Origin of the sequence: Rhizobium sullae, from assembly GCF_025200715.1 — a bacterium.
Taxonomy (GTDB): domain Bacteria; phylum Pseudomonadota; class Alphaproteobacteria; order Rhizobiales; family Rhizobiaceae; genus Rhizobium; species Rhizobium sullae.
On sequence record NZ_CP104143.1, the window covers coordinates 3,729,949 to 3,755,226 of the forward strand.

The window sequence follows — 25,278 nt, forward strand, 5'->3', positions numbered from 1 at the left end:
GCATCACAATCTACCACTCAGCCCCTAAACCGCATCATCCACGAATGGCGCGTCCTCCGGGTCGGATCCCATAACCCTGCACAAGACGCGACCGACCGCCTCCGGCTCCGGGGATTACCCTAAGTGTACGGCCCGCGAAAAAAGCGAAGAAGCCGGCCGTCACGGGCAACCGACACAACTATTAGATATAGTGTGCTCCATCTCCGGCCGGCCGGCTGTCAGTCGTTCCAGTCCATCGTTGAGAAAGGCTCTTCGGGGTTCTCCGCATGCGATTTGCAAGCTATCCCGGTTGCTCCGAGCCACCCCGAAAGGGGCGCTTCCTCTTTACATCCTGCGGAACCTTTAGGTAGAAGAACATGTCGAGATCGGCGGCGCGCTGCGGGTCGAGTTCACGCAGCGACAGTTCGCGACCGGTCACGGATCCAACGCAGCCGAGATGCTCCGCATTCAGGTAGACACGCTCGGGTCTCTTTTCGTCCTTCGCCCCTTCTTTCCCCGTATTGATGTCGGCCCAGATATGCGCAGAGCGCAGCCGCAACCGGCAGAGAATCCGTTCCAGCCGATCGGGTTTCCACCACTCGTAGAGTTGTTCCGCGAACAGGCCCGTGATCCGCTGCCCGAAGCGGTGGTAGCGGGCCGTCTCCAGAAACGTGCGCGCCATGGAATGCGGGGTCCAGATCAAGGCTGGGTAACCGTCAGGGCTGCTGTCGATCCTGATGTCGCCGTCGAGGCGAATCCGCTGGAAGCCCCAGGTCGAGCAAAGGGGATATTCCTTCTTGTCGCCGGGCTGACTGGCGTGAAGCCAGTAGACCTTGTCGGCATCGGTCGTCGGATAGGGAAGCTCGAGCTCCAGTTCGAGGATGGGATCGAATTTCTGGATGCCGAGGTTAAGAGAGTCGTCCAGGTCCAGGCCGATGGCGATACCGCTCAAGAAGGAATCGCAATCTACCTCGAGGCCGTTCAAGATCGTCTCTTCCTTGTCATTGATGAGTGCGGTGGTCTTGCCTTTGGGGTCAAAAAGGTCGATCCGCGCCAGCTTCAGGACCGGGAACTTGGTGTTGATCAGGCCGCAGAGCCCGTCGATGGCAGCCTGGACGTTGTCGAAGTCTTTGAGGTGTTCGCAGCCGAGCGGGTCGTAGCTCGTGGTTTTCGCCTGATCGAACCGCGCGGTGAAGGTCACAGGCTGGGCACCGCCGGCACCGAGAAGGGAGGCCCTGATCTGGTGAAGGGCGCTCGGCGCGTTTCCGTCGATCGTCCAGGAGACCGACACTTCGCCCTGGGCGTTCGTCGTGCTCTGCTGTTGCTGGACCGACGTGACTGGGGCCGCGTCGATCATCGACGGTTGTGCGCCGGGCGGCAAGCTCCACTGAACAATCGCTCCGGGTACCGGGGTCGAACCGCGAAGCACTGCCAGGCGCAAAGGCGCGGCGAGCTTGATCGGCCCACCGCCATTCGAAAAAGCCGCCTGGCCGTCGCCGCCGCGATAGTGAAGCACCCGGTCCGTCAGGCGCGCGCACGGGATGCGGCAATCGTCGAACGTCGAAGCCGCGGGCGAACCGGTTGCCACCGAAAGCGGCGCATAGCGTGTCTCTGGGCCGTGGGGCGTCTGCTGGGTGCTGGAGGGCCAATCGATGGTGCCGTCGGCCCTTGCCGCGAAAGTCCAGTAGTCGCCGCGCCGAAAGGTCGCCGCCGCTCCGCCGCCCCCCTGGATCGACAGGCCGTCGCCAAGGCTTTGCACTGCTGTCAGTCCTCCGGCGCCAGGTGCGCCGAACACGATCAGGCCGGAGCTGTCGGGCAGAACGTCCCAAAACCGCAGGAACCAGCCGCCCGTCGCCGCCGCACCGGTCGCCGCGATCGCCGCTGTCGTCGCTTCGACTGTAACTTTTTCGTCCGTGGCGAGCGCCACGCGAAACAGCCGTTCGCTGGTGAGCGCCGCGCGCGGGTCGACGTCGTCGTGCAGGCTGACGATTTCGGCCCAGCTTCCGGGGGCGAACCAGGAGCGCGGATCGAGAGACGGCGGGCTCACCGTGATCTCGTTGCCGTTGATGCCCGTAATGGCGACGAGCAGGCTCGCATTCCTGCGCGAGAGCTTGAGTTTCAATCCCTGGAGCCCGAAGCGCGGGCCATCAGCGAGGGGCGGCGGACTTCCGGCCTCCGCGATCGGCACGCCGCCGTGAACCTCGAGCCGATAGAGAAGGTTCTCGAGCCGTGTATAGCCTCCCTGCGGCATCAGCGAACACGGGTCCGTGCCTGGGACGGAGGGCTGGACGGTCACGGCGATGGAGCCGGAGGAAGGCGCGGTCAGGCGCAGCCAGTCGGCATTCTGCGGCGCGGTCGCGCAGGACACCGACCCGTGAACGGGCTGGGGCAGGACCTGCCAGTCGGCAATCAGCCTGCCCGAGGCCTGGGCGTCGCCCAGTGCCTTGTCGGCGAAAGCCGGTTCCTCGACCGGATCGACATGGCGTATGAGCGCCTTGATGGCGACGACCGACGGCAGGGTCGCCGCATCGCCGTTGCGGGGATGAGGCTGTGTGGCGAGCGTGCAGGCTGCCATGTTGTCGAGGCGCCAGCCGTCCAGAAAGCCGTGGCCCGGCTGGATCGACAGGTTCAGCGGGCCGCCGCCGGCCTGGATCGCGAAGGCGCTGGTGCCGGACGGATAGGCGAGGCGGCCCGGCGCACCGATCACGTCGGACATGTCGCCGTCGATGCGCGTGAGCGTCAGCCGGGCGTCCTGATCGAAATCCGCATCAAGCAAGACCTGGCCTTGCCGGGGCGCCACGGCCCGCAACGGGCGCGGATCCCGACTATTGATGATCTGGCGTGTGGCGTCGGCGCGAATGGTCATGGCTTGTTCCTTCGCAGGGCTTGAGGCGCGGATTGGGCGTCGTCGAGGATCGCCGTCTCCAGGCCAAACGGAGTGAAGTCGTCGAAGAGCGAGGTGAGGTTGGCGCGCCTCAGGCTTGCCCCCCACGGGCCGAAAGAGCCCATCTCGGTTCCGCCCTCGCCGCCGTTGCGAATTCCGTCGGGGCAGAGGGGATGGAGGAGGGCGCAGGCTGGCTCGTCGAGGCTCGTGTCCATGAATACCGGCGCTGCGCGCAGCGCGGCCGCGGTGGAGAGAGTGGGGTCCGGCTGGCAACGGAACCGGCGCGGACCGTCGCTGCCGGGCGCGAGGTAGGAATAGCGCAGGCACCCTTCCTGCTTGCGCTGCACCGTCAGTGCGGTGGTGAACAGACAACCGGTTGCCTCGACGGACTTCGTTCGTGCCGTGCCGAAGAGCGTGACGTCGCAAAGCCTGGCATCGAGGTTTTCGGCTGCCAGCACCGGCAATGCCGCTCCGTCGGGGCTGAGGATCGATCCGGAGACGTTGATGCGCCCCGGTCCTCCGCCGGATTCGAGTGCCAGCGGACCGGAGAGACTGTCGTCGATGCGCACGAAAAGGTGCTTGAAGGCTGCGGTCGTCAGTGCCGCCGAGCCGGGATTGCGCAGCGTCGTATGACGCAGCCAGAGATGGGAGACCGCGTTCGCGCCGAGGGAAAGGCCCCGGGTGAGCTCAAGACCATCCAGGATCAATTCGCCCGGATCCTCGTTCGCAGCCGGAGGAGCGGCCGCCGCGACCGAGACGGGCGCATCCACCGTGAAGCGCCGTTCCCGGCGCACGAGGTAGCCCAGCCGGTCGGGGTCGTCGGGAAAGCCCGGTCCTGTCGCCTTTGCGCGCCATTGCGCAGCGACCAGATGCAGCGCGGTGCCGGGATGGACACGCACGGTGGCTGCCGTCGTCTCGCGGTCGCAGCGGACGAACACGATCAGCGCGCGCTTGCCGGCGCCGTCCGACAGGACGTCGGCAAGCGCCTGCGACAAGGTTTGCACGCTGCGGACACGGTCGGAGGCGGACCCACCCGCTGCCGCGGTGGCGTCGACCACTCTGACAAAATTTTTCAGCCGGTCCGTATCGAGGACTTCGAAAGGAACCTCGTCGTCGTTTCGCTCCTGCGCTCCCGCTCCGATCGGCCGGCCGATGCCATAGGCGTAAGCGATGCGAAGTTCGACGATCTCCTGTTGGCCGGCGGCGGGCGCGGGGGCGATGGCGCGTCCCGTGGCCGGATCGAATCCCAATAGGATCGGCGACGCGACCACATGGGCCTGGGCCTTCGGAAGTGCGCCGGTCGACCATTCGTGCGTTCGCGATTCGGCCGGCCGACTGCCGGGGGCGAGAGGGGCGTCTTCGAGATTGCAGATCAGAAGTTCCTCCGGCCGCAGGCGCGTGAACGCATTCTCGTCCTTGCGGCGAGCGAAGAGCGCGAAGGGAAGGTCCTTCGCGCCGAACCACAGCGGCTTTGGCGAACCGCCTTCGAGAGCCGCATGCCGCAGTTCTTCCGTTTCGAGGTGGAGCGGCAGGCGATGCAGTCGGTCTGGCAGATGATGAGGCTCCTGCCTGCCCCCTTTTCCTTCCGCCTGGGCTTCGGCCCCTCGATCCGGGTTGAACAGGCGGATCTTGCGTTCGAGCTGCGCCGCAAGCTGCCAATAGCCCGGATGAGCCGTGCCGGCGATCGGCCATGGGCGCAGGACGGGCGTGCCAGCCACGTCCTGAAGGGTCGGATTGGCGCTGTCGGGCGCCGGGAAAAGTGGAGTGAGCGGGCGCAGCAGGTGAGCGCCGACTATCGGCACGTGCCAGCGCCCCGCAGCGCGCGCGATCGAACGCAAATCCGCGAGCCGCGCCGCCTTGTCGAAAGCCCGGCCGGCGCGGCTGGCCATGTCGCCCGGTCTCAGGTCGGCGAATGCAGGGCGGTCCGGACGCACATCGATCAGGTGGGCGATTCGGGCGACGCGTTGATAATATTCGACGACGACCGCGCCTTCCTGGGTGACGTCCTGAGCGAGTTCGGCCAGGATCCGCGCTGTGCCCTTGCCGCGGCGATAGCGCAGCAAGTTGGCAATGAGCGCGCGCGGCAGTTCGCCGGAGGGAAGGGCGGCGAAGGAGGGGGCGCCAACCAGGGCCGCGAAGGCGGGGAGCGCCGCATCGGGCGCGGTCTCGACGAAAAGCGCGTCGAAGAATCGGTCCAGCTCCGCGTCGATCTCGGCCGAACCGCCGCCGAGAACCCGAAAAAGGGCTTCTAGCGTTCGGCCCTCGCGCGCATCGCGATCGCGGATATGGGCCGGTAGGAGATCGAAAAGCCGGGCTGCGGCTTCCAATGCGCGCTCGTCGGTAACCCGCTCGCTCATGGCAGCATCTCCGTCAGAGCGAGGCTTGCATCGGACAGCGAGATGAGACCGGCCCGCCGGAAGACGAGCGGACCACCGGGCTGGGATTCGTCAAAGCGCGGCAGCGGGCACAGCAGGCGGCCGGCATCGGCGGGCGGGCCACCCGAAAGCGAAAACGCGGTAACGCGCGCCGCCAGGACGCCCGGCAAGTTCTGGGTGGCCGTCATCACCTCGGCGATATGAAGCGCCCGGCCGAAGGGGCGCATTTCGGGCGAGAATGCGCGCAGCAGAGCGGCGCGCACATCTGCCTGCACCTTGGCGCGCTCGAGGGCCGGGTCGTGCGCGAAGGCGATCCCGACGGTTGCGGTCAGGCTTTCGAAACCTTCGATCCGGATGGTCCGTCCCGGTGGCGAAGCGCCGAGAATGGCCTTGCGCAGGCCCGTGAGCAGGTCCGATCCTGGGACCGGGTTTTGAAAGGTGGTATCGGCAATCGTCAGGCAGAGCACATGCCGCATGCCCTGGCGCAGTTCCGAAGCGAACGCCTTGCCGACGCCCCGGTAGGACTGCGCGAAGGCCTGGAAATCCTCGAGCGCAACGGTCCGATCGAGCGTCCTGGTCGACGCCGGCAGCGCATTTCGCACGTCGTCCGGGCCTTCGGGCTCGGTCCCGCCCACGGCGGCAAAGGGGTTGGTGGCGCCGCGCAGGCCGGGAACCGGGGTCATGATGGTCGTCAGCCTTGCCGCGCCCACATTGCCCTTGGCTCCTCCACCTTTCCGGTAGGCCGCCGTGACCGGCTGACCGGAAGGCAAGGGGCCGGCGAACTCGAGAAGGGGGCCGAGCGGTGTTTCGGCCGCGAAGCGATAGGCGCGCGTTTCCGCGGGTAAGCCGTAGAGATTGTCGACCCGGTCGTAGGCGCGCGCGCCCACGCGCACCTCCAGTGCTGGCGCGTACCCTTTTGCACTCTTGGCGGGTACGTGCGCGACCGGCCCTGACTTCAGGCGGAAGCGCGGCAGCGGCATGCCGGCCTCGCCCTTGCCCAACGTCTCCGCCCCCGAAACGGGGGTTTCGCCCTGGTTGACGCGGACGCAATTGCCGTGAATTTCGAGACCCTCGGCTTTGTAGGCATTCGAGAGAGGCGTGGTGAACACCAGTGTCGTCTCCGTGGACCCGTCTTCCACGCTCGCAAGCGTCAGCACCTCGCCGCACGGTTCTCCCGAAGAGCACTCCCTGCCCACGAGAATAAGCTGTCTGCCGGTCTCAAGTGTCTGCCGACCCGCAACGACGATCCGATCAGGCGTCTTTTCAGCGGGGATACCGGCGTCATCTTCCGGCACATGGAGAGACGCCCGTGCGGTTTCGATCAGGATGGTGGTTTCACGGACCTTCTTCGCGAAGCCGCTTTCGGTCTCTGAGATGTCGACACCGGCGACGGTAATCCTCGACACTTTTGCCGAGAGGCCGAATCCTCTATGCGCCCCTTCCTGCACGGCGGTAATTTTGCCCATCTGTGTTGGGAGCTTTCCGTCCATAGTTGCGAAAAGCGCTGCCTTGCCCGCCATGGCGGCGTCGTGGACGGCCTCGAGCAAGACCTCCCCACCCGCCGCAGTCCCGCCCGGTTTCATCGCCAGACCAACCCAATCCCCCGGCCTTTCTCCACCTTCGGCCATCTGCTTGATGTCGATGAGGTACTCTGTCGTAAACAGTGACAGATCCGGTGCCGTGGAGCCGAACGCCGAGGCTCGGTCGCCAAGAAGGATGACCTGATTGCGGAAGCTTGAGGCGGCGAAATCCGGGTGGCAGCCGACCAGAGCCTGCGAAGCGAGGGAGAGAAGGGTGGTTGCCGGTGAGCTGGGGCTGGCAGCGGCCGGCCGGTCGACGGAGACGACGCGGGCGGCAAGCCACTGGCACGGCTTGCCGCCGGCATAGACGAGTATCAGATCGCCGGCACGGACGCCGGCGACGGCTCCCTCCAAGGTAAGCGAAAGAGTTGCGGTTGAGATTTCGGGATTAGCCGGTTTGCGTGTTACCTTGAGACGGTTCCAGGCTTTTCGGGCATGAAGCGGTGCATCTGTCTCGAAGGTCTGCGGCAGTTCGTCCTTCAGCGGAACCGAAGCGATCTTAATGCCGCGCGGCAGATCCACGCCGTCGGGTGCGGCGGCGATGTCGTCGAGATCAAAACTCACGACCGTCGCGGCAGCAAGGGCAGGGCGTGGCGCATAGCCAAGCAGCCGGGCGATGGCACCGACGGCGCTCGGATCCTCGCTCGTGTGCAGGCCGCCATCCGCCCAGAGCCGGTTGATGTTCCAGGCAAGCACATGCAGTGCGGCAGCCTGTGCATCGAGCAGGGCGACGACCGAGTCGGACGGCTCCCGCGTCGTCCATCGGGCGAGCGGCGCCTCGCCCTCGACGCGGGTGCTCGACAGCTCGCCTTTGAGCCTCTCTAGGATGGCGGAGTGACGGAAGACGAGGCGATCGCCGATATCGAGCGAGATCTGGCGGCTGCCGCAACCACAATCACCGTCGCAGCCACAGGCGCAATCACTCATCGACCGCCTCCCATAACCAGTGCCAGGCGTCCGCGCTCAGGGAAGCTGGGATCGTCGGCACACTCGATAATTTCGGCCTCGGCCGGCCGGATGATGCCGGCATCGAGTTCGCCCTGCGCGGTCTTGCCATACCGCTGAAACGTGATCGGCGTGACCGTCTCGACCCCTGCGACCGCCATTGCGGCCGCAACCAGATTGGAAAGGTAGAGAGGGGTGCCGAAGCTGAAGCGGTCGGGGTGGAAGAAGCCGGGCGCGCCGTCGCGCGGCCCGAAGGGGCGCAAGGCCTCGCGGACCCGCTGGCCGACGACCGCGCGCAAGGCGTCGGGCTCGGCGCAGATGCGCAGCTTGATGTCGAGCGGCGCGGGGCGCGCGCCACGCACCGCAATGTCGAAGCCCATGAGACGGAAACGCTCGAGAAATGTCATCAGCTCTTGGATGAAGCCGCCATCCACCGGCAGGCCGCCTTGCCGATCGACATAGAGCAGGATCGTTTGCCAGGCGCCGGTCCATCGCGGGATCGCGAGCGCGTTCATCACCGCCGTATGGCGTAGCGCGCAGCGGGCATAGTCCTCCGCCGTCACCGCCCGGTCCTGCGTGCGCCAGGCTTCCGGCGCCTTGAGGCGGATGGAGGCGGCGGGCTCCGCATCCGCGCCACCCCGGCCCGGCAGCGGGTTGGTCACTTCGATCGCGGCTCCGGCCTGGCTGGCCGGCACTGCGACATGGGTGAGGACATCGTGACCGACGAGGCCCGGGCGGCCAACTCCGAAACGGGCAGCCGGCAGAAACACCGTGCCATCGGCAGGCGCCAGGCCATTGAAGCGATCGCCGAAGCGAAGTTGTGTCTGACCCCCCAGGCCGGTTTCGACGACGAAGTCGCGGTCGAAACGACCGGAGGCGAGGAGATCGGTTCGCGCGTGCCAAGTCGAGAAGGCATCCGTCAGCGAGAGCGCCGGCAACACCTCACCGGGTTGGAGCAGGGCCTGTGCCGCGACCCAGGGCGGGCCTGTAAAGTTCGGCATCGCGGTGCGTGCGATATCCGCGCGCGTAAGCTTGGGGCGCCAGGTGAAGCCCGGCCTTGGCTTGGGTGGATCGAGGCGCGGACGAAGCACTTCCATCTCCACGGAAGTGAGCCCGAGATGTAGGGGCGGCGGCGTGGACGCGCCATGATCGGCGATCACCACGTTACCGCAGGCTTCGGCGCAGACCAGCGCCGGGCTCGCCTGCGACTGGTCGGTCTGCCGGGCCGAAAGCACGAGGTCGAAGGGCAGCGCGTCTTCCGCGCCCCAGGTGACCGTGACGACATCCGTATCGTCCAGGACGTCCTGGTCGTGCTCTACCGCCACTAGGCGAACAAGCCACCGCCTTTCGGGGTCGGCATCGGCCTTGCTGCCGGTTTCGGGTGACCGGGTCTCCATGAGGATGAGGAGGTCGCCCGCCGTCAACGGACCATTGCCGCCACTGTCGTCGACGAAAGTGCAAGACGTTGCGCCTTTCGCAAGCCGGCACTCGGAATCCGACCAAGTGTGAAAGAAAAGCCGGTTGCGCCAGGACCAGCAGGTGAGGGGCGAAAGCGTTTCGAATATGTCCGGAATGCCTGAGAGGCTGCGCGAAAGCGCGCGCGAATAGGCCGGCGGAGCAAGCACGGGTGGCAGATCCGGGTTGCGCGCAAGCACGGGCGTCGAGGCCGCCAACGGGAGACCATCAGCCATGCCGCCGGGCGTGTAGATGAAGGCGAGGGGCACCCGGGCGCTGGCGCCCTGGACCGGCCTATAGTCAACCATGCGGGCAAGGCGCGCAAGCGAGGAAGGGGCGCGCGCCGTGTCGAGAAAAGCTTCCGTGCCAATTGAATCGAGTCGGTAGCTCTGCTGGTCGGCGCGATAGGCGAGGGCCTCGATCAGCGTGACGGTAAAGTCTGCCGCATCGTCTTCCCTGAAGCCCGGGACCTGTGCGGCAATGCGATCCAGCATCTGCCGCCGGAAGCCGCGCCAGTCACGGGCGGCGTAGTCGAGCAGCGGTTCGGCTTCGCCGGCAACCGGCTGCTCGCCGCAATCGTCCTGGCAGTCAAAGTCCGATGGGCAGTCGATCTTGAACGAGAAATCGACGGCGGCGAGCCGTGGGTCGATGAACTGCGGAGGCTGGCCGCCCGGGCCGTTGACGATTGCCAGGCGATAGGTCGAGTAGTCGGTCGGCTGGTTGCCGGCAAGCGTCACGCGGTAGCGCGATACCTGATTAGGGCCGGGGAGCGCCTCGACCAGCGTGGCCTTCGGAGCGGTGAACCGCACGCCGCCCGTGATCTCGATTTCGGCCGGCGTCAGTGTCGCACCTGGTAGGGGCAAGGGCTTCACCAGGACGATGTCGATCGTCGTGGGATCGGCAAGCGTCGCGCCCTGGTGGACTTCGATGTAGTCGATGCCGGACAGGACGGCCGCCGAAGCCGCAACGGCTTGGCGTCGCATCGGGTCGCAGCATTGGTATATGGCGCTCATGGCAGCCCCTTCGACAGGCTGAGGTTTACGGCCTGGCCGGTAGCCTTCACTTCGTAAGTCAACTCTATCTCGAGGGCGGCCGCTGCCTCGTCGAAATCGACGAGCAGATTTCGAAGAACGAGGAGATGGCCGAGTTCCTGGGTGATTGCCGCTTCGAGTGTCGCCTCCAGCGCCACGGCGACCGGGCCATTGCCGGCCGCAAACAGCATCTCGCGCACCGGTGATCCGAATGTCGGCCGCATGACCCGTTCGCCGGGACCAGTCATGATCAGAAGTTCGAGGCAGTCGCGCACATGTTCGGACGAACCGTAAGGCCAGGCCCTGGCCTGGCCGAGTGGGGTGGCGCTGCAGGGAAAAGCGAGCCTCATGTCGCGATCACCCGTGTCTGGCTGGCGGCGATGATGGGCGGGCCGCCGGGGATCTGTTCCGCTGAAAGGCAGAGGGCGGCGGCCGGATTGACCAGGACGGGGTGGCCGCTGGCAAGGACCCGCGTCGCGGCGGCGATCCAGCGCGTCGTGACGCAGGGTTGCGGCTTGCCGTTCGGCAGCGTGAAGACGCAGCCGGCCACGAGCCCCTGATCGCTCAAAACCGCCACCGGCATGCCTGAGACGGAGACGCGCGGCGATGCGGCAATGATGTTGAGGGTGCCGCCGTGCGGGCAGGTCGCGGTCGTCCCGGTGTGAAGGATGGTTCCGGGCATCACGTCACCACCAGCGCGCCGTTGTTGATGATGACCGAGGGCCCCGACATCTGGATGGAGGCGCCTTGCCCGTTCATGAGCGTGATGCCGGCCGCGCCGATCATGACCATGGCTCCGGTGACGGTCTTGATGAAGACCTGCTGGGCCGGGTTGTCCGAAAGGGTGATTGAGGTGCCTGTGGTCGTCTGCATGTGGACGTTGGGCGTCGCCGGCGTCGCTCCCGCCATGGCAAGCACGGGAAACCCCATCGGATCCGGATAGAAGCCGCCCGACCAGATCGGGTAGTCCGGGTCTCCGGCTTCGAACTCGACCCAGACCGCAGCCCCGATCTGCGGCAGCGCCACCAGCCCGGCCATGCCCTTGGCCGCGAACGGAAAGCACGGAAAAGCCCATGTCGACGGGAACAGCCCATAATGGTCGCCGAGCTGAACCTGGATCCGGCCCTGGTTTTGCGGGTCGAGGTTGTTGAGGACCATGGCACGATATTTGCCGTAGTAACGCGGACCGTTGCTCATGCGGGAACCCTCGATGTCTGCGAGACGAGTCCGTCTCTGGCTAATTGGAAGGTCTGCCGCCAGGATCCGCGGCCCAGGGCATGGCTCACAGAGCGGACGAACCAGAGACCGTCGTGGGCAAGACTTGCGCCACGCACGAAGATCAGCGAGCGCGCGTCGATCGGCCGCCCGTAGCGCACCAGGTCGACCGAGCCCGAAGCGGTGACCGGGTCCGCCCCGCCGCGGCCTGCAAGCAACGCGCCTGCGACCTCCACGGCGTTCAACCGTTCCGTTTCGAGCAACGTAGTCTTCGTCGGCACGACCGGCCGAGCCGCCAGCGGCGGCTTTAGGATGCCGACGTCCGGAACCGGCACGGGAATGGAGATATTGGCGACCTTGACGAAGGCATAGGGCAGAACCGCCAGGTTGCCATCGACGGTGAAGGTCGCGCTTTCCGTCTGTGCGGCCTGGTCGAAGTCGATCGTCAGCGTCGGCTGGGGAGCGCCGACGCGCGCCTGCGGTCCCCAATAGGCCGTGTTCATGCCGGGTGCGGGCCCGGGCGTAACGTAGAACTCGTAACCGGCGTCCTTGGCAAGCTTGTCGGCATATTCGAAGTCCGACCCCTGCTGCTGGGCATATTTCTCCGTCGGCGACGCGGCGAAGGAGAACGGTGACGGAATGGTGAGCGGAACGACGCCAAAGGCTGCGTATTTGGCCATCATCAGAGCCACGCGGGCGAAGGGCGGCATGGCCGGATAGGGCATTCCGGTTAGATCGACCATGTCCATGTAGCCGGATATGTCCTCGCCGGTCACGACGAGCTTGTACTCGCCGGGATGGGTGGACGCTGTGACGTCGATGCGCTTGATCGGGCCGTCTGCGAGAACCTTTGGGAGGCCGTTCAAGGTCGCGACTAGGATCACCCGGATCATCGGATCAAAGAAACCGGTCGGCAGGAGTTGCTGCGCAATGGGCGAGGTCTTGGAATAGGCGAAGGTAAGTTGGTAACCGGACCGCTGGCCCACGGCCTGGGTGGCGGTTGCGCTTTCGAGTGCGTCGACGACCGCGCGGGGGGCCGGCGCCACGGCGACCGGCCCCATCAGCAATGTCAGCGTGACCCCCTTAAGTGTCGCCATTGCTCGCGACCTCCAGAGGCAGCGGCAGAGGAACGGGACGGCCTTCCTCGCCAAGCAGGCTTGCGGGGTCTTCGAGACTCAGCGCATCGGCGATCCGCCAGAAGAGCTCGGGATCGCCGAACGCTTCGGCCGCCACGTCGTCGATGCGCTCCGAGCCGCTCAGGCGCTTGAGGCCGAAGGCCTTATAGCGCTCTGGAGCCGGGATGAGGCGGCGCGGCAGATAGGATTCCGCCTCGCCATCCGGCCGAAGCCGGACCTTCATGGGCAAGCCAAAATAACGGCTGTTGGCGGAAAATTCGGTCATCACAGCGTTCCTGAAAGGCCGAGCGCCTGAACGGGCGTCTTACGGGCATCGGCCAATTTTTCCCGACGGGACTGGGCGGCGCGAAAGAGTTCCGCGCCCTTGGTGCCCCAGGCGAGATCCTCGGTGGAGAGCACACGCATCCCCAGGCTGACACGGGCGCGGATCGGGTTCAGCCGCGGGTCGAACGCCTCCTCAATTATGCTGAAATCGGTGATGCGCACCGGCAGGAGCCGGTTGCGTCCGAGCACCAGCAGGATCAGGGGCGAGGGCAGAGGCAGGATTTCCAGTGTGCCCGTACCGGCGAGGGCTTGGGCCTGCGCCGTGTCAGCCACCCGCGGCGCGATGAGGGTTTCCAGCGTCGCCAGATCGCTTGCGATGCCGTTTTCCACCGCGTCCTTGTTGCCGAGCGGCTTCTCCAACCGGTCGGTTGCGTCGAACTCGACGTCGAGCTTCAGCGTCTCGACCGGCATCCCAGTGAGGCGTAGCCCTTCCAGGCGGTCGCCCATCTCGGTCTTTGCGCCGCGAGGCGCAAGCGCACGGGTGAGCGCGTCCGGATTGTACTGGAAGGAGACGACGCGCTCGACCTTCTTGCCTTCGCCGTCCATGACGACGAAGCCGCCCTTCAGCACCTGCGGCGCGCCTGGAAATGACGTCATCTCACCCGTCCTTTCGTTTCATGACCCAAATGCTGCCCGGGAATGCTGGGCTTGCGCGCGGCGCTCATTTCTCCACCGCCTTGCCGCGCCCGGCCATGTCTTTCACGACCGACAGCGGATCGACCTCCGGATCGACCTTGATCTGGTCGAGCGACGGCCAGGTGAATTTTCCGTCGCGCCCGTAGGCGATCGTTCCGAGCGAGAGCTTCACCGTCGGGCCGATCTGCGCTTCGACCGAGGCGACGTTGTAGGTCCAGGAGTAATCGACCGCCCGCCACAGCGCGTAGATCGTCGCGACAAGGTCGACCTTGGCCTTTGCCGTCAGCCGGCCTTCGGCATAGGCGGAGGCGGAAAAGTCGAAGCCGCCATCCTTGTAGGCAGCGTCGAACTTCACGCCGCCGTCGCCATCGATGCGAAGGCTGGGCTTGATGTCGATGCCGCCCTCGAGGCCAGCGGCGCCAGCGGCGACTTCCACACCGAGACGGGCGCCGAAGACGCCATAGACCTCGGCATAGGCCGGCACGGCAAAGCGGCCGGTCAGGTTGGCTTCGACCTTGGGGTCATCCTCCATGGGATAGAGCGAGCCGTTGAAGACGACAGCCTTCAACGTGATTGGGCCGACGCCGTAGCCGAGACCGAGCGATCCCTCGATCCGGCCGAAGGCGGTGACGCCCGGTACCGGGGTGGGGATGGGAAACTTGAAGCCAAGCCCCTTGATGATCGATATGTTGCCGCCGTCCTTCGGCCATTTGGGCGTCAACTCGATGTCGTTGACCTGGACTTCGCCGAGCACCTTGATCCGGGCTTCGGGCGTCACGTCGACGCCAAGCTTGGGCCGCAGGTCCTTGGTGACCTGGTAGGAGATCGCACCCCCGCCCCAGAAGCTTCCCTTCTCGTTGAAGTTCAGGTTCAACTGGCCGGTCGTCTTGCCCATGTTCACGTCGACGTCGGCGGCGCCAGAGAACTTGCCTTCTTCCCCGTCCTTCTTGGAATATTTGACGGTCATCTTGGAGTTGATGCTGCGCCAGACGATGTCGGCGGAGCCGGTCAGCAGTATCTGGTCGCCGGCGTAGTCACCCTCGAGCGTGACCTGCTTGACGAGGCCCTTGATCGGGTCGGGCACCACGGCCTTGCCGTGATAGGAGAGCGGGCCGCCACTCCACTTGGCGTTGAGGGTGATCACGGTGTCGCGCACCTTCGTCGTGAGCCCGCCTCTGGCCCAGTAGCTCATGCCCTGACCCTTGGATTCGAAGCCGGCGGCGACATCGATCGTTGCTCCGGGGATCGAGGAGGTGGAGGCCTTGAGCTCACCCGCCCAGCCCTTTTCCGAGTGGTAGGTGACCGTTCCGGACGCCTGGTCGATGCCGGGCAGCTTGCCTCCCGGCGTAAGCGTGCCATTCGCTTGAAACGCGCCCGCCTCGTACTTGACGGTGAAGTCGCCGGCGATGACCGGTTTTGTCCCCGGACCGGCCGTGAACTTCAGCGTTCCTGAAGGGACGAATGCCGGGGCGAGCGCCAGCGACAGGTCGCCTTCGGTGAACCGGAAATAGGCATTGTTCGGCTTGAGCTTGGCGGCCGGAATGGGTGCGACGAGCGCGAGGCTTTCCTTGCCCTCGCGCGTTGCCTCGTACTTGATCAGGAACTTGTCGAGCACTGGCACGCTCGGGCTGATGGAGCCCTCGGCCTTCAACGTCCCGGCGTCGTCTATCGTCAGCGAGGTCAATTCGCCGGGCGAAAGATAGGGATAATAGAAGGCGATCTTCTTGTTCGACTTGGGGTCGAGCTTGAGACTGCGGGCCTCGCCCGCCGGGCTGGCGCCGGCCGCACCCGCCGCCGTGGTGTCCGGGGCATCTACCGGCGTCGGAGCGGCGGCTGGCGCGGGTGCGCCTGCGGGGCCAAGTTCGGCCGTCAGTTTCACCGCCGCTGATCCCGCGGCGCTCTTGGCTAGCGCGCGGCTGTCGAGTTCGCCTTCGACGTTGTCCGTCTTGCCCTTGGGGCCGAGCGGCGATCGCTTGTAGGTCACGAGCCTGATCCCAGGCACCAGCCGCTTGGCCATGTCCCCGACCGGCGTATCTCCCTTGTCCTTGGCTTGCACCGTTTCGGCCATGCCGCCGGCACTGAGCGCCACCGGCTTCCCGTCGGCGGCCGCCTTCACCGCGTCGGAACCTTTGACCTTGCCCTCGCGCAGGAGTTTTTCGACAAGATAGGAACCGTCCGTGGTGCCTGTCCGAACGGTCGCCTGCTTGAGCCGCAATTGCAGTTTCTTCACACCCGCACCCCGCATGGAGGGATCGCGGATCGCATCGACCAGCTTTACCAGTTCCTGATAGGTTTCCCGCCCCGATGCCTGGTTCTTGGTGCTGTCGAGCAGTTGCAGGTTGGATGGGATGGACGTTCCCCCCATCTGCTTTTCGACGATGTGGTCGACATCGCATTTGGCGGTCTTCAGGCCACCGGCCAGGCCGTCCACCACCTTCTTCACCGCCGGATCCGCATAGGCGGTCTTGAGTTCCTCGTCGGTCTTGGCCGCATTGATGAAGGCGAGGGAAAGCGCCTGGGTGGTGTTGAAACCGAATTTGCCGAGCCAGATGGATTTGTAGTCTTCGCTTCCCTCCTTCCACGCGGCAACCCGGCCGCCGTCAAAAAGGGGCGTGAACACCAGGCCCGATCCGGCTGCCTTGGCATCGTGCGCCTTCTGCACCCAGTCGCCGAGGCCTTTTTCCTTGGGCAGCGTGAAGCTCGCCACTTCGACGATCAGTTCGTTGGTGCCGAGACCCGCGGGATCGTCGGCGACGGCTGTCATCCCCGCCGGGAGCTTCAGTGAGGGACCGGCGGTGGTCGAGGCGGCCGGCGCGGCTGCCGGCGGCGGGCCGCCGGCAGCGTTGCGCTGGAGCGCTGGTCCCGCCTCGCTGAGGCGGGGAATGGCCCGTCCTTCCGCAAAGGCTGTTGCCGCGGCGTTCGCCTCACCTTCCAGCCGGGCATCCTGGTTGGCGCCAAGCACGTTCAAGGGCGCCGTGCGCGGGCCCTGGCCCTGCTGGGCAACGTGCGCCAGTTCATGCGCAAGCAGGCCCCGGCCCTCCGGCGTTGCCGGCTGGTAGTGGCCGGCGCCAAAGGCGAGATCGTAGCCCTGGACGAAGGCACGCGCATCGAGGCTGCGTGCGGCATCATGCGCCTGGGCGCCGTCGTGAATATGGACATCGGCAAATGAGCGGTTGAAGGCGGTCTCGAAGGGCGCGCGCGTATCGGCATCGAACGGCCGCCCGTGGGTCAGCGCCGGCGCAGGCCTTTGAAGCGGCAGGTGCGGTTCGAGCGACCTCATGGCTTCGCCGCCTTCCGGGCGATTTCGTCCCTCAACCGTTGTGCGATCGCTTGCCCCACCTGTTCGACATATCCCTCGCGTAACGGCGCGCCATTGAGCGCGCGCGAGAGAGCGGCGGGAAGGTCCTGAGGCAGGCGGTCGGCAAGGCGGCGGGCGTCGAGGCCCGTCCCGTGCACCGTCAATCGCCCCAAGTGCACCTTCATGATGCCCTCCAGTCGATCACCGGTGCCGGCTGGCCTTCCTTGCGCAGTTCCTCGGCAATCTCCGCCTCGATGTGCCATTCGGCAATCTCCCCGCCCGCCTCCGCAGCCTGGAAGGCAGCGCCGAGCGCGACGTTGCGGATCGATCCTCCCGACAGCGGCAATGCGGCGAGCGCACGGAAGTTGACGGAGCCAAGCGGCGCCCTGACCGGGAACGCCTGTTCCCAGAGCGCCAGGCGCTCGCCTTCCGAAGGCAACGGGAAATCCGCGATGAAGCGGAAGCGGCGCAGAAAGGCCGGGTCGATCGCGTGGCGGAGATTGGTCGTGACGACGGTGAAGCCGCGGAAGTCCTCGATTCGGCTGAGAAGGTCGCCCGTCTCGGCGTTGACGTGCCGGTCGGTCGCCGACGACACCTGTCCGCGGATGCCCCAGATGGCGTCCCCTTCGTTCCAGACCATGACGGCACCGGTGCACTCGGCGAGGTCGAAGGCGGCGGCGACATTCTTAGCGGTTTCGCCGATATATTTCGAGATGACCTGCGACAGATCGATGGTGAGGAGCCGCAACCCGAGCGACGAGGCGAGAACCTCGGCCGCCAAGGTTTTTCCCGTGCCGGGCGGGCCTGCGAACAGTGCGGCAATACCGCGCCCCTTCTGGCCGCGGCCGAAGCCCCAGTCGTCGAAGACCTCTGCGGCGTGGCGCACATGGACCTCGATCCGACGGAGCGACTGGGTGAGTGCCGCTGGCAGAACCAGATCCTCCCAGCCGAAAACAGGTTCCTGCAGGCGGCAGCCCGGCAGGGGAACCGCCTGGTGGGCCCGGCCTGCGAGATGCCAAAGATGCGCCCGTGCGGCATCAGCGTCCAGGCCGTCCAATTCGACGTTGGCGAGAGCGGCGAGCGCATCGATCTCAGTGCGGTCAAGCCGAAACTGCGAAGCGAGGCGGCGAAAGAACGGTGACCCGAGGGCTGCAGCCCATGGGGCGAATGCCGTCCGCCACGGCGCGGCCGGATCCTGACGCGCAATCCCGGGCGACAGAACCGCCGTCGCCCGGCTAAAGCAACCGGGCGAGATGGTGCCGACGATCACGACAGGCCCCCAGACCTGCTCGGCAAACGATGCCAGCGCGTCGTCACGACCCGCAGCGGTGGCAACAACAAGAGCTTTTCCATCAAGAGCGGCTTCGCGGCTCCACGTTCGGGCCAGCCGGGCGCGGGCCTCAGGGACCTCGGGGATATCGGCGGCGCCCAGCAGAAGCGGAAGCAAGCCAAGACCGGTCAATGCGTTGGCGACTTCGCGCGGGGCGATGTCGCCCGCGAGCATCAGCGGTGGAAGGCCACCCTGGCGGGCGGCCAACAAGGTTCTGAGGCGATGGGTCAGCGCGGTTTCCTCGATTGGACCGGCCATCGGGCGCAGCCGGGCGTCCAGCTCGGCGATCTCCGGCCGTAGGCCGCAAAGCCTGTCGACGATGGGTTCCGCTAGCGAAAGCCGCAATTCGGCCCGTCCAGGCCCCTGAACCTCCACGAGGCCGAAGCGCCGCAGCGGTGCGGCCGTCGCCAAGGTATCGAGGCGCAAATCCGGTATCAGGCGCCGGGCGAGCCAGAGGGGCAGGAGACCAGGGTCGAGCGCGGCGAGCGCGCGGCGCACCTCCTCCGACAATGACTGGGCATAGAGGAGGGCAACGAGCTCCGCTTCCGCTTCGCCAAGCGCGAAAGCCTCGGCAATGCGCGAAAGGCCCGGATGGCTGCCGGTATCAAGCCAGGCGCCAAACCTTGCCAGTTCAGGCGCGCCGGTTTCTCCGCGCGCTGACGCGAGTGACGCAAGCGTCCGGATTTCGACTTCACGTAGCAGAAACTCGGCGTCGGCGGCGAGCCTCATGATGTCACCTCCAGCAGATCATCGTCGACCGGAGGACTGGCGGGGTTCGCATTGGGACGAAGGCGCAGGCCGACGGCCTCGACGTCGGGCATCAGTTGGAATTGCTGCGGTATGTCGAGGAAGAGAGACGTGACCTGAAACAGCGCGGTGGGACGCAAGGGTGCCTGTAGCGCCGACCAGAGTTTGGTCGAACGGTCGAGGTCGTAGGGTTCCTGTGAGATGGTGATCTGTTCGGGTTGGCTGGCGGGGTCGTGCAGCGGTTCCGCCGTCAGCGTCTCCAGAAGCTTCGTCGGATTGGCCGGAACGGCGATGGCGCCGAGGATCGCCTGGATCATCGGCCGGGGAATGATCCCGTTGCGCCGAAAGGCCGTGAGGCCGAGGCTGAAGAGCACCTCGCGCTCCAGGTCGGCGCCGGTCGCAAACAGGAGGTAGTAGAGATCGAGGACCAGCGGCGGCGCATCGGTCCTTTGCCCGAGCGAATTGACGGTGGGCTCGTGCATGTTGCGCCAGGCCGGATTCTGAGCGGCGTGATGCAGGAACAGATAGAGCGCAGCCGCTTCGGGTTGGCCGCCTGCGCCGGACGTCGGTGCGGGTCTGGGTGGCGGCTCGAGCTTGACCGAGGGCGCCGGAAAATTGCCGTAGGCGGCCTTGAGCCGGGCATCGCAAAGTGCCTTGAGGACGAAGGTGGTTGCCGGGACGGCGAAATGGGCGGTCATGAGCGCCCCTTCAGATAGTCGTCGAGCGAGAGGATCGGAGGCGATGCTTCGCGCCGCGCCGGCTGGATCGGAGCTGCGCTTGCCGGCGCCGTCAGGCGAATGTCAATTTGACCGATCTCGATGAGCAGCGTCGGGGCAGCCCGTGTTTCGCGTGCGGGCGGGGTTGATATGGGTTCTGCGTCCGCGTTGGCTTCGGGGGCGGGAACGAGGAAAACCGTCTGGGGCGGTGCGGCGGGCCGTTCGTCAGCGGGCGGCTCGGTCGCGACAGGTTGCGCCTCGATGCGGATCGGGCGTTCCGTGCGGATTTCGACTTCGCGGACAGGCTGGATAGTAGGGCTTTCCTGTTCGGCGGGCGTCGCGTAGCGCGTCGGGGTCGGAACTGAGTGTGGTGGAGCGACAGCTTGCAGGGCCGGCGACACCGGAGGTTTCGTCTCGGGCTTCGTTATGCTGTCGAGGTCGACCACGGCAGGCCGGGTGGGTTGAGGCAATGGAGCCAGCACCTGCGGGATTAGATCCACGGCCTTTTCCTCACTTGCCACGGCGTTTGTGTGCGGCTTGGGCGGACCCGCCTTCTCGCTCGTGGTCTGTCGTTTCTCCGTGATGGCGGGTTTCAGCGGGGAGTTTGAAGCGACGGTAGGGGAAGTGAGCGGATCTGCCTCGATCTCCCACTCGGCGTCCGACCGCTCATATAGGGAGACAGGACGCGGCTGGGCCTCGGAGATCCCGGTCGCCGCGCGCTGCAGGGTTTTGAAGTAGCTCATGACCGCCCTCCGATAAGGGCCGCATAGAGGCGGCGGCGGGCGGCGGGCACCATCAGCACCTCCGCTTCACTCCAGCCGTAAGCGCCAGCGAGATTGTGGATCTCGGCGAGAAATCCGCGCATCTTCATGTCCAGCTCGCGGGCCACAAAGAGAGCCAGGTCCGCCTGCGCGTGGATCGGAACGCCGCAGGCGGTACAGGCAAAATCAAGCGTAATTTCCGCTGCCGGGTCAGCCGCCGACCACACGGCGTCGAGCGTAGCGAGATGTTCGTCGCTGAGCGCGTCACCCTCCTCCAGGGCGCAGGCCTCAGCCAAAGCCCGGGGTTCGCGGGCAAGCGCGATCTCGGAAAGGCATGGGAGCCGGAAGCTGCGCCTGTTGGGGGTGTCTATCCCCACAGTCGCCGGCGGATCCGCGGTGGCGGCAACGGCTTCGATCGGCAGGGCGAGTTCCAGCTCCTCGCCACAGGCGCAGACCACCTTGGCCTCCAGCGGCCGCCCGACCAGTTGCAGATGAAGGCGCGCGAGCCGGCGATTAAAGGTCCCGAGGCTTTCCATCGTCCCGGACGATTTTGCCGTAGCGCTCCCGGCGCCGGCTGCCAGAGCGTCCACGAACCGCAAAAGGCGAGGGAGCGGTGGGCCGGCATCGAACGGCCACGCATTGAGGAGGTCGGCGTCGGTCATCTCAGGGCTCGGCGAACACGGGCTCTTTGGGTTCAGCTACCGCGTAGTCGCGCTCCCAACCTTCGTTTTCGAGCTTCAACTTGGCGATGGCCACGGCGTTGGCGTTGGCGTCGAGGTCCGGCAATGTCTGGAACTCGGACACCCAGCAGCGGTAGACGTTGTAGGCGAGCACGACTTGGCCCGCCTCATTCAGAAGCTCGATGATGATGTCCTTGCGGAAATCGGCGAGCGAGACTTCGCCGCCCGGCAGCGAGCCGAAATTCCAGACCTTGTTCGCCCAGGCCTCGAAAGCCTGGTCGTGGGTCACGCCGCGCTCGAGGGTAATGGCGTCGTACTCCGTCCGGCCGGGCGCCTTGAACGACGTGGAAGGATCGCCGCCCGAGCGGTGCTTGACGACTTCGGTCGTGCGCTTCAGCAACGAGACCTTGGAGACGGCGGCAACATAGGCGCCGTCCCATTTCACCTTGAACTTGAAGTTCTTGTAGGGGTCGAGGCGTTGGGCATTGACGGAGAACTGAGCCATGAGCGCCTCCTATTGGCCGGACTGTATGATCTGGCGCAGACTGATCACCACGAACTCCGCGGGTCTCAGCGGCGCGAAACCGATGACGATGTTGACGACGCCGGCGTTGATGTCGTCGGCGGTGGTGGTGGAGGAATCGCAGGCGACGAAGTAGGCCTCCCGGGAGGAGACACCCTTGAAGGCGCCCTGGCGGAAGAGGCCCTGCATGAAGGCCGTCACATTGACCCGGAGCTGGGACCAGAGTTGTTCGCCATTCGGCTTGTGCACGGCCCATCGCAGCCCCTCGGACAGCGAGCGCAGGATGTAGGAGGCGGTCCGGCGGACCGGGATGTATTTCCATTCGGAGTTCATCGCGTCGGCTCCGTCGATCGTGCGCGATCCGAAGCTGACCGTTCCGTAGACCGGGAACTTGCGGATGACGTTCAGGCCGAGCGGGTTCAGGATGCCTTGCTGTTCGTCGGAAAGCACGACCGAGGGGCCATAGGCACCCGATAGGACGGACTCGGTTCCGGCCGGTGCCTGCCAGACACCCGTGGCGCTGTCGGTTCGGGCAAAGAGGCCGGCGATGGCGCCTGAAGGCGGATGGCTGCGGATCGCTCCCGGCTCGAGCGGATCATCGACTCGGATGTTTGGGAAATAGGCGGCCGAGTGTTTGGACTGGAACGAGATGCCCGTCGTCTTCCAAGCTTCGGCACCGCCGACGTCCTGCACGTTCGGCGGCGGATCCATGATGAGGAAGGCGAACTTCTTGGAGCAGACGAACGCCGCCTCCGAATAGATCGAAGAGCAATTCGCGTGCTGCGGCACCAGTGGATCGGCGGCCGACGAGCGGACTGCGTCCGGCAGGCACAGGATGTTGAAGAACGGGTCCGGCTCGATCAGGGCCGTCACCACATCCTTGAAGTTCGACGAAACGGGCTGACCGTGAGCGTCGCCGTCGTCACCGGCGGTTGGCGCGCCGCTGATTTGGCTCGACGCATAGGCCCAGCCGAGTTGGAAACGCGACGGGTTCGCCACGTTCTCGGTCAGCGAATAGGTGTTCAGCAGCGATGTGCCGGATGTCGGCGCGGCTAGGGTAACCGCGCCGTCGGCACGGCGGCTTGGCGTCACCGTCGTGCCAACCGGGGCGATGCGAAACCGCATAAGCGTGCCGCCCTCGAATATTCCTCCGTCGATGGACAATGTCTCCAGCTTGCCGGCGGCGGTGGCGTCGGCCCGGAGCGCTGCATTGAGCGCCGCCGTCAAACGGGTGCAGAGTTCCAGAGGCGTCGTGGGCTTGGCAACATCCTTCTCGAAGGCGACGACGTCGATGGAGACGGCGGCCCCCGCATCGACCGCGCCGTTGGCGTCACGAAACTCGATGTTCACTTTCAGTTTCTGTGCCGAGGCGAAGGACCCTGCCGCGGGTTTGGTGCCGATGGAGTAGATGGATCCGGTCGCCTGGGGCGCCTGCTTGTCAATGCCGGTCAGGCTCATCGCCACGAGCTTCGAGCCCGTGGCGGCATCGTTGACCACCGAGGGGGCGAAACGGGCGGATGCCGACGACGTGGATAGGTTCGAAAAACGTTCGATCCGACCGGTCAAGCGATCGCTGATGTTGAGATTGAAGAGCTTCTTGTCTGGATTGGCACCCAGGCCGAAGGAATCGAACTCGACGAAGATCTCCTTGGAGGCTTCTCCGGAAGACAAGGCCGTAAGCGTCAGGGACAGGGTCGCGCCGCCGTCGTCCTGGCGAAAGCCCGAGGACGCGGCCTTGGCGTTGCTGGCGGGAACGCGCAGGACATAGGCTTCTCCCCCGCCATTGGCGAAGAAATGCAGCACGGAATATGAGAGAGAGGAAGTCTGTGACAGTCCGCCGAAATTCCGCTCGAAATCGCCGAAATTCTGGAGGCGGATGGGCCTTAACTCTTTGGGTGATTTGGCGCTCCATCCATCGATGCCTGCCTTTGTGGGACCGACGAAAAGGGCGACCGACGTCGGCGCCCCGGCAATGGAACGGACGCCCGAAGCAAGCTCTTGGGTATAGACACCAGGAAACGTGAGTTGGAGCATGGAGTCCTCGCAATGCAGCCCAGATGCTCGGCCAGCGCAAAGCGCAGCCGATGCTGCTGAGTGAACACGTCTTCGGCGCGAAAATTGCATCCGGAAAGTTGATGTTTCCATAGGCCACTCGCGAACGCATCGGTCATTCGTCCTATATGATTGTTGTCTGGTTGAGCTGGAGGGTTGCTAACAAGAGGGCGGGCTAACTTGCGAGGCGTTTCGCTGGCAATCATCGCGGTCGCGGGCCATTTTCTACGCTTGTGCAATCGCCTGCTGCTTTGTTCTCGCGCTTTTGTGGACGACGATAGGAGGCGTTCTTGTCCAAGCGCCTAAGGACGGTGGCCTACACCGGGAAGAGAGGATGCTAGGCAGATGACGTAATGGAACGAGCCTCAAAATAAAGTGGCGCGCCGAAGGATTGTATTCTATTTTCACGTTTCAGTTGCAGGCGTTAGCCTGTAGGGGCTGATGGGGGCGCTGTTGGCACGGGAAGACGCTGTTCTTATGGCAGTGCAGTGCATTCACGAAGCAGCGTTCTCGCCTGACGGTTGGGCGCGTGCATTGGAGGCGGTCGCAATCGCAGCCGGCAGTCAACAGTCAATCTTTCTGGCTCAGGACGCGCTCACCGGAGCCGTTGAATTCGTTGCCGGGTTCGGCGTAGCGTCTGAACATTTGGCGGCCTGTGCTGCTGCAGCTAGAGCCCGCTCGTTTTCACAATGGATGCAAAACGTCGTTGCGCCGGCATCATTTGCCGATAAGTACCCTCGTCCCATCCGCGACAACAAGGCAACGCGGCAAGAACTCTCGTATGCCGGGGTCATCGTTTCGCCTCTCCGTACGCAACAGCGCGATGTTTATTTAAGCGTTAGCCGCTGCTTAGGCCGCGCGAAATACGACCCTGGAGACGAGACTACCGTTCGAACGCTTACGCCGCACCTCGCCGCTGCGCTCAATGTCGCCAATAAACTGGCGGCTGCTGATTTGTTTGCGATGGGTGCCGCGGTTGCGCTGGATAGGTTGGGAGCAGGTGTTCTGCTGGTAGATGCTGCGGCGACTGTCGTATCAGCCAGTGAAACCGCCGAAGCGATCCTCTCCGGAAAAAAGGCTCTCGAAATCGATCGAAAGGGTCTGCGAACCCGCGATCCATCTGCAACTCGCGTCTTGCGCCGAATGATCGCAAGTTGCGCCGATTTGACCGTGCTGCGCAATGCGCCTGGGGGCAGCCTTGAGATTGTAGATTCGGACGGGCGCGGTGCGTTGCATGTCATTGTCGCTCCGTTGCGAACCGAGTTTGCATATACAAATACCCTCCGACCCAGTAAAGCCCGACCGGTAGCAGCTATCATTGTCACTGATCCCGCTAAAGAACGGGATTTGCGGAGGGAGAACCTGCGTCATCGGTTCGGGCTCACGTTTGCGGAGTCCAACGTCGCGTTTGAAATTGTGAAGGGAGACGGGCGCGAGGCATGCGCTGCGAGGCTTGGGGTCTCGGCTAATACGATTAGGGCACACTTAAGCAGTATCTTCGAGAAGACGGGTGTGCACCGACAGGCGGAACTTGTCCGGTTGGTTATTGCAGGGGGAGCGCGAACCTAGTCGTTCGCATTGAAAGCCTTTCGATTACAGCAACTTATCCGA

19 protein-coding genes are annotated in these 25,278 nt (G+C 65.3%); 1 reads left to right on the forward strand and 18 read right to left on the reverse strand.

Annotated features, from left to right (window positions below):
- Positions 1-280: 280 nt before the first annotated feature.
- From N2599_RS18490 to N2599_RS18575, 18 genes are all read right to left on the reverse strand, one after another.
- Entirely contained in the window at positions 281-2,845 is a 2,565-nt protein-coding gene (locus N2599_RS18490; protein ID WP_027512000.1) for a DUF6519 domain-containing protein, read from the reverse strand.
- Positions 2,842-5,220: a hypothetical protein gene (locus tag N2599_RS18495; protein WP_027511999.1), complete on the reverse strand. Its 2,379-nt coding sequence runs from the start codon at positions 5,218-5,220 to the stop codon at positions 2,842-2,844. Before N2599_RS18495 ends, N2599_RS18490 begins: the two co-directional genes overlap by 4 nt.
- Positions 5,217-7,745, reverse strand: a complete 2,529-nt coding sequence (locus tag N2599_RS18500; protein ID WP_027511998.1) for a baseplate J/gp47 family protein — start codon at positions 7,743-7,745, stop codon at positions 5,217-5,219. Before N2599_RS18500 ends, N2599_RS18495 begins: the two co-directional genes overlap by 4 nt.
- On the reverse strand, positions 7,742-10,231 hold the full coding sequence (locus tag N2599_RS18505; protein WP_051336712.1) for a putative baseplate assembly protein: 2,490 nt from the start codon (positions 10,229-10,231) through the stop codon (positions 7,742-7,744). The genes N2599_RS18500 and N2599_RS18505 overlap by 4 nt, the downstream gene beginning before the upstream one ends.
- The gene (locus N2599_RS18510) at positions 10,228-10,599 is read right to left on the reverse strand and encodes a GPW/gp25 family protein (protein WP_051336711.1); all 372 of its coding nucleotides are present in this window, start codon (positions 10,597-10,599) and stop codon (positions 10,228-10,230) included. The genes N2599_RS18505 and N2599_RS18510 overlap by 4 nt, the downstream gene beginning before the upstream one ends.
- Positions 10,596-10,931 (reverse strand): hypothetical protein, encoded by a 336-nt coding sequence (locus N2599_RS18515; RefSeq protein ID WP_027511997.1) that lies wholly within the window; start codon positions 10,929-10,931, stop codon positions 10,596-10,598. Before N2599_RS18515 ends, N2599_RS18510 begins: the two co-directional genes overlap by 4 nt.
- A complete protein-coding gene (locus N2599_RS18520) occupies positions 10,931-11,446 on the reverse strand; it encodes a phage baseplate assembly protein V (protein WP_027511996.1) in 516 nt (171 codons plus the stop codon). The genes N2599_RS18515 and N2599_RS18520 overlap by 1 nt, the downstream gene beginning before the upstream one ends.
- Positions 11,443-12,561, reverse strand: a complete 1,119-nt coding sequence (locus N2599_RS18525) for a hypothetical protein (RefSeq protein ID WP_027511995.1) — start codon at positions 12,559-12,561, stop codon at positions 11,443-11,445. Before N2599_RS18525 ends, N2599_RS18520 begins: the two co-directional genes overlap by 4 nt.
- Complete coding sequence (locus N2599_RS18530; RefSeq protein ID WP_037142940.1) at positions 12,548-12,865, reverse strand: hypothetical protein; 318 nt, start codon at positions 12,863-12,865, stop codon at positions 12,548-12,550. The genes N2599_RS18525 and N2599_RS18530 overlap by 14 nt, the downstream gene beginning before the upstream one ends.
- On the reverse strand, positions 12,865-13,521 hold the full coding sequence (locus N2599_RS18535; protein ID WP_027511994.1) for a hypothetical protein: 657 nt from the start codon (positions 13,519-13,521) through the stop codon (positions 12,865-12,867). Before N2599_RS18535 ends, N2599_RS18530 begins: the two co-directional genes overlap by 1 nt.
- Positions 13,522-13,585: 64 nt before the next feature.
- Entirely contained in the window at positions 13,586-16,840 is a 3,255-nt protein-coding gene (locus tag N2599_RS18540; RefSeq protein ID WP_027511993.1) for an eCIS core domain-containing protein, read from the reverse strand.
- Positions 16,837-17,043, reverse strand: a complete 207-nt coding sequence (locus N2599_RS18545; RefSeq protein WP_027511992.1) for a hypothetical protein — start codon at positions 17,041-17,043, stop codon at positions 16,837-16,839. Before N2599_RS18545 ends, N2599_RS18540 begins: the two co-directional genes overlap by 4 nt.
- Positions 17,040-18,917 (reverse strand): ATP-binding protein, encoded by a 1,878-nt coding sequence (locus tag N2599_RS18550; protein WP_051336710.1) that lies wholly within the window; start codon positions 18,915-18,917, stop codon positions 17,040-17,042. Before N2599_RS18550 ends, N2599_RS18545 begins: the two co-directional genes overlap by 4 nt.
- The gene (locus N2599_RS18555; protein ID WP_027511991.1) at positions 18,914-19,633 is read right to left on the reverse strand and encodes a Pvc16 family protein; all 720 of its coding nucleotides are present in this window, start codon (positions 19,631-19,633) and stop codon (positions 18,914-18,916) included. Before N2599_RS18555 ends, N2599_RS18550 begins: the two co-directional genes overlap by 4 nt.
- Positions 19,630-20,394: a hypothetical protein gene (locus N2599_RS18560; protein WP_027511990.1), complete on the reverse strand. Its 765-nt coding sequence runs from the start codon at positions 20,392-20,394 to the stop codon at positions 19,630-19,632. Before N2599_RS18560 ends, N2599_RS18555 begins: the two co-directional genes overlap by 4 nt.
- The gene (locus tag N2599_RS18565) at positions 20,391-21,074 is read right to left on the reverse strand and encodes a hypothetical protein (protein WP_027511989.1); all 684 of its coding nucleotides are present in this window, start codon (positions 21,072-21,074) and stop codon (positions 20,391-20,393) included. Before N2599_RS18565 ends, N2599_RS18560 begins: the two co-directional genes overlap by 4 nt.
- Before the next feature lies 1 nt (position 21,075).
- Positions 21,076-21,597, reverse strand: a complete 522-nt coding sequence (locus N2599_RS18570; protein WP_027511988.1) for a phage tail protein — start codon at positions 21,595-21,597, stop codon at positions 21,076-21,078.
- A 9-nt stretch (positions 21,598-21,606) separates the two neighbouring features.
- Positions 21,607-23,649: a phage tail sheath family protein gene (locus N2599_RS18575; protein ID WP_027511987.1), complete on the reverse strand. Its 2,043-nt coding sequence runs from the start codon at positions 23,647-23,649 to the stop codon at positions 21,607-21,609.
- A gap of 471 nt (positions 23,650-24,120) precedes the next feature.
- Here N2599_RS18575 and N2599_RS18580 point away from each other — a divergent pair, with 471 nt between their 5' ends.
- The gene (locus N2599_RS18580) at positions 24,121-25,236 is read left to right on the forward strand and encodes a helix-turn-helix transcriptional regulator (protein ID WP_167333924.1); all 1,116 of its coding nucleotides are present in this window, start codon (positions 24,121-24,123) and stop codon (positions 25,234-25,236) included.
- Positions 25,237-25,278: the final 42 nt, after the last annotated feature.

Bases quoted from the DNA above. Each gene is read 5' to 3' on its own strand.
- N2599_RS18545 (WP_027511992.1), bottom strand. From the start codon at position 17,043: ATGAAGGTGCACTTGGGGCGATTGACGGTGCACGGGACGGGCCTCGAC.
- N2599_RS18525 (WP_027511995.1), bottom strand. From the start codon at position 12,561: ATGGCGACACTTAAGGGGGTCACGCTGACATTGCTGATGGGGCCGGTC.
- N2599_RS18510 (WP_051336711.1), bottom strand. From the start codon at position 10,599: ATGAGGCTCGCTTTTCCCTGCAGCGCCACCCCACTCGGCCAGGCCAGG.
- N2599_RS18570 (WP_027511988.1), bottom strand. From the start codon at position 21,597: ATGGCTCAGTTCTCCGTCAATGCCCAACGCCTCGACCCCTACAAGAAC.
- N2599_RS18560 (WP_027511990.1), bottom strand. From the start codon at position 20,394: ATGAGCTACTTCAAAACCCTGCAGCGCGCGGCGACCGGGATCTCCGAG.
- N2599_RS18535 (WP_027511994.1), bottom strand. From the start codon at position 13,521: ATGACGTCATTTCCAGGCGCGCCGCAGGTGCTGAAGGGCGGCTTCGTC.
- N2599_RS18520 (WP_027511996.1), bottom strand. From the start codon at position 11,446: ATGAGCAACGGTCCGCGTTACTACGGCAAATATCGTGCCATGGTCCTC.
- N2599_RS18540 (WP_027511993.1), bottom strand. From the start codon at position 16,840: ATGAGGTCGCTCGAACCGCACCTGCCGCTTCAAAGGCCTGCGCCGGCG.
- N2599_RS18500 (WP_027511998.1), bottom strand. From the start codon at position 7,745: ATGAGTGATTGCGCCTGTGGCTGCGACGGTGATTGTGGTTGCGGCAGC.
- N2599_RS18555 (WP_027511991.1), bottom strand. From the start codon at position 19,633: ATGACCGCCCATTTCGCCGTCCCGGCAACCACCTTCGTCCTCAAGGCA.
- N2599_RS18565 (WP_027511989.1), bottom strand. From the start codon at position 21,074: ATGACCGACGCCGACCTCCTCAATGCGTGGCCGTTCGATGCCGGCCCA.
- N2599_RS18515 (WP_027511997.1), bottom strand. From the start codon at position 10,931: ATGCCCGGAACCATCCTTCACACCGGGACGACCGCGACCTGCCCGCAC.
- N2599_RS18505 (WP_051336712.1), bottom strand. From the start codon at position 10,231: ATGAGCGCCATATACCAATGCTGCGACCCGATGCGACGCCAAGCCGTT.
- N2599_RS18495 (WP_027511999.1), bottom strand. From the start codon at position 5,220: ATGAGCGAGCGGGTTACCGACGAGCGCGCATTGGAAGCCGCAGCCCGG.
- N2599_RS18490 (WP_027512000.1), bottom strand. From the start codon at position 2,845: ATGACCATTCGCGCCGACGCCACACGCCAGATCATCAATAGTCGGGAT.
- N2599_RS18575 (WP_027511987.1), bottom strand. From the start codon at position 23,649: ATGCTCCAACTCACGTTTCCTGGTGTCTATACCCAAGAGCTTGCTTCG.
- N2599_RS18530 (WP_037142940.1), bottom strand. From the start codon at position 12,865: ATGACCGAATTTTCCGCCAACAGCCGTTATTTTGGCTTGCCCATGAAG.
- N2599_RS18550 (WP_051336710.1), bottom strand. From the start codon at position 18,917: ATGAGGCTCGCCGCCGACGCCGAGTTTCTGCTACGTGAAGTCGAAATC.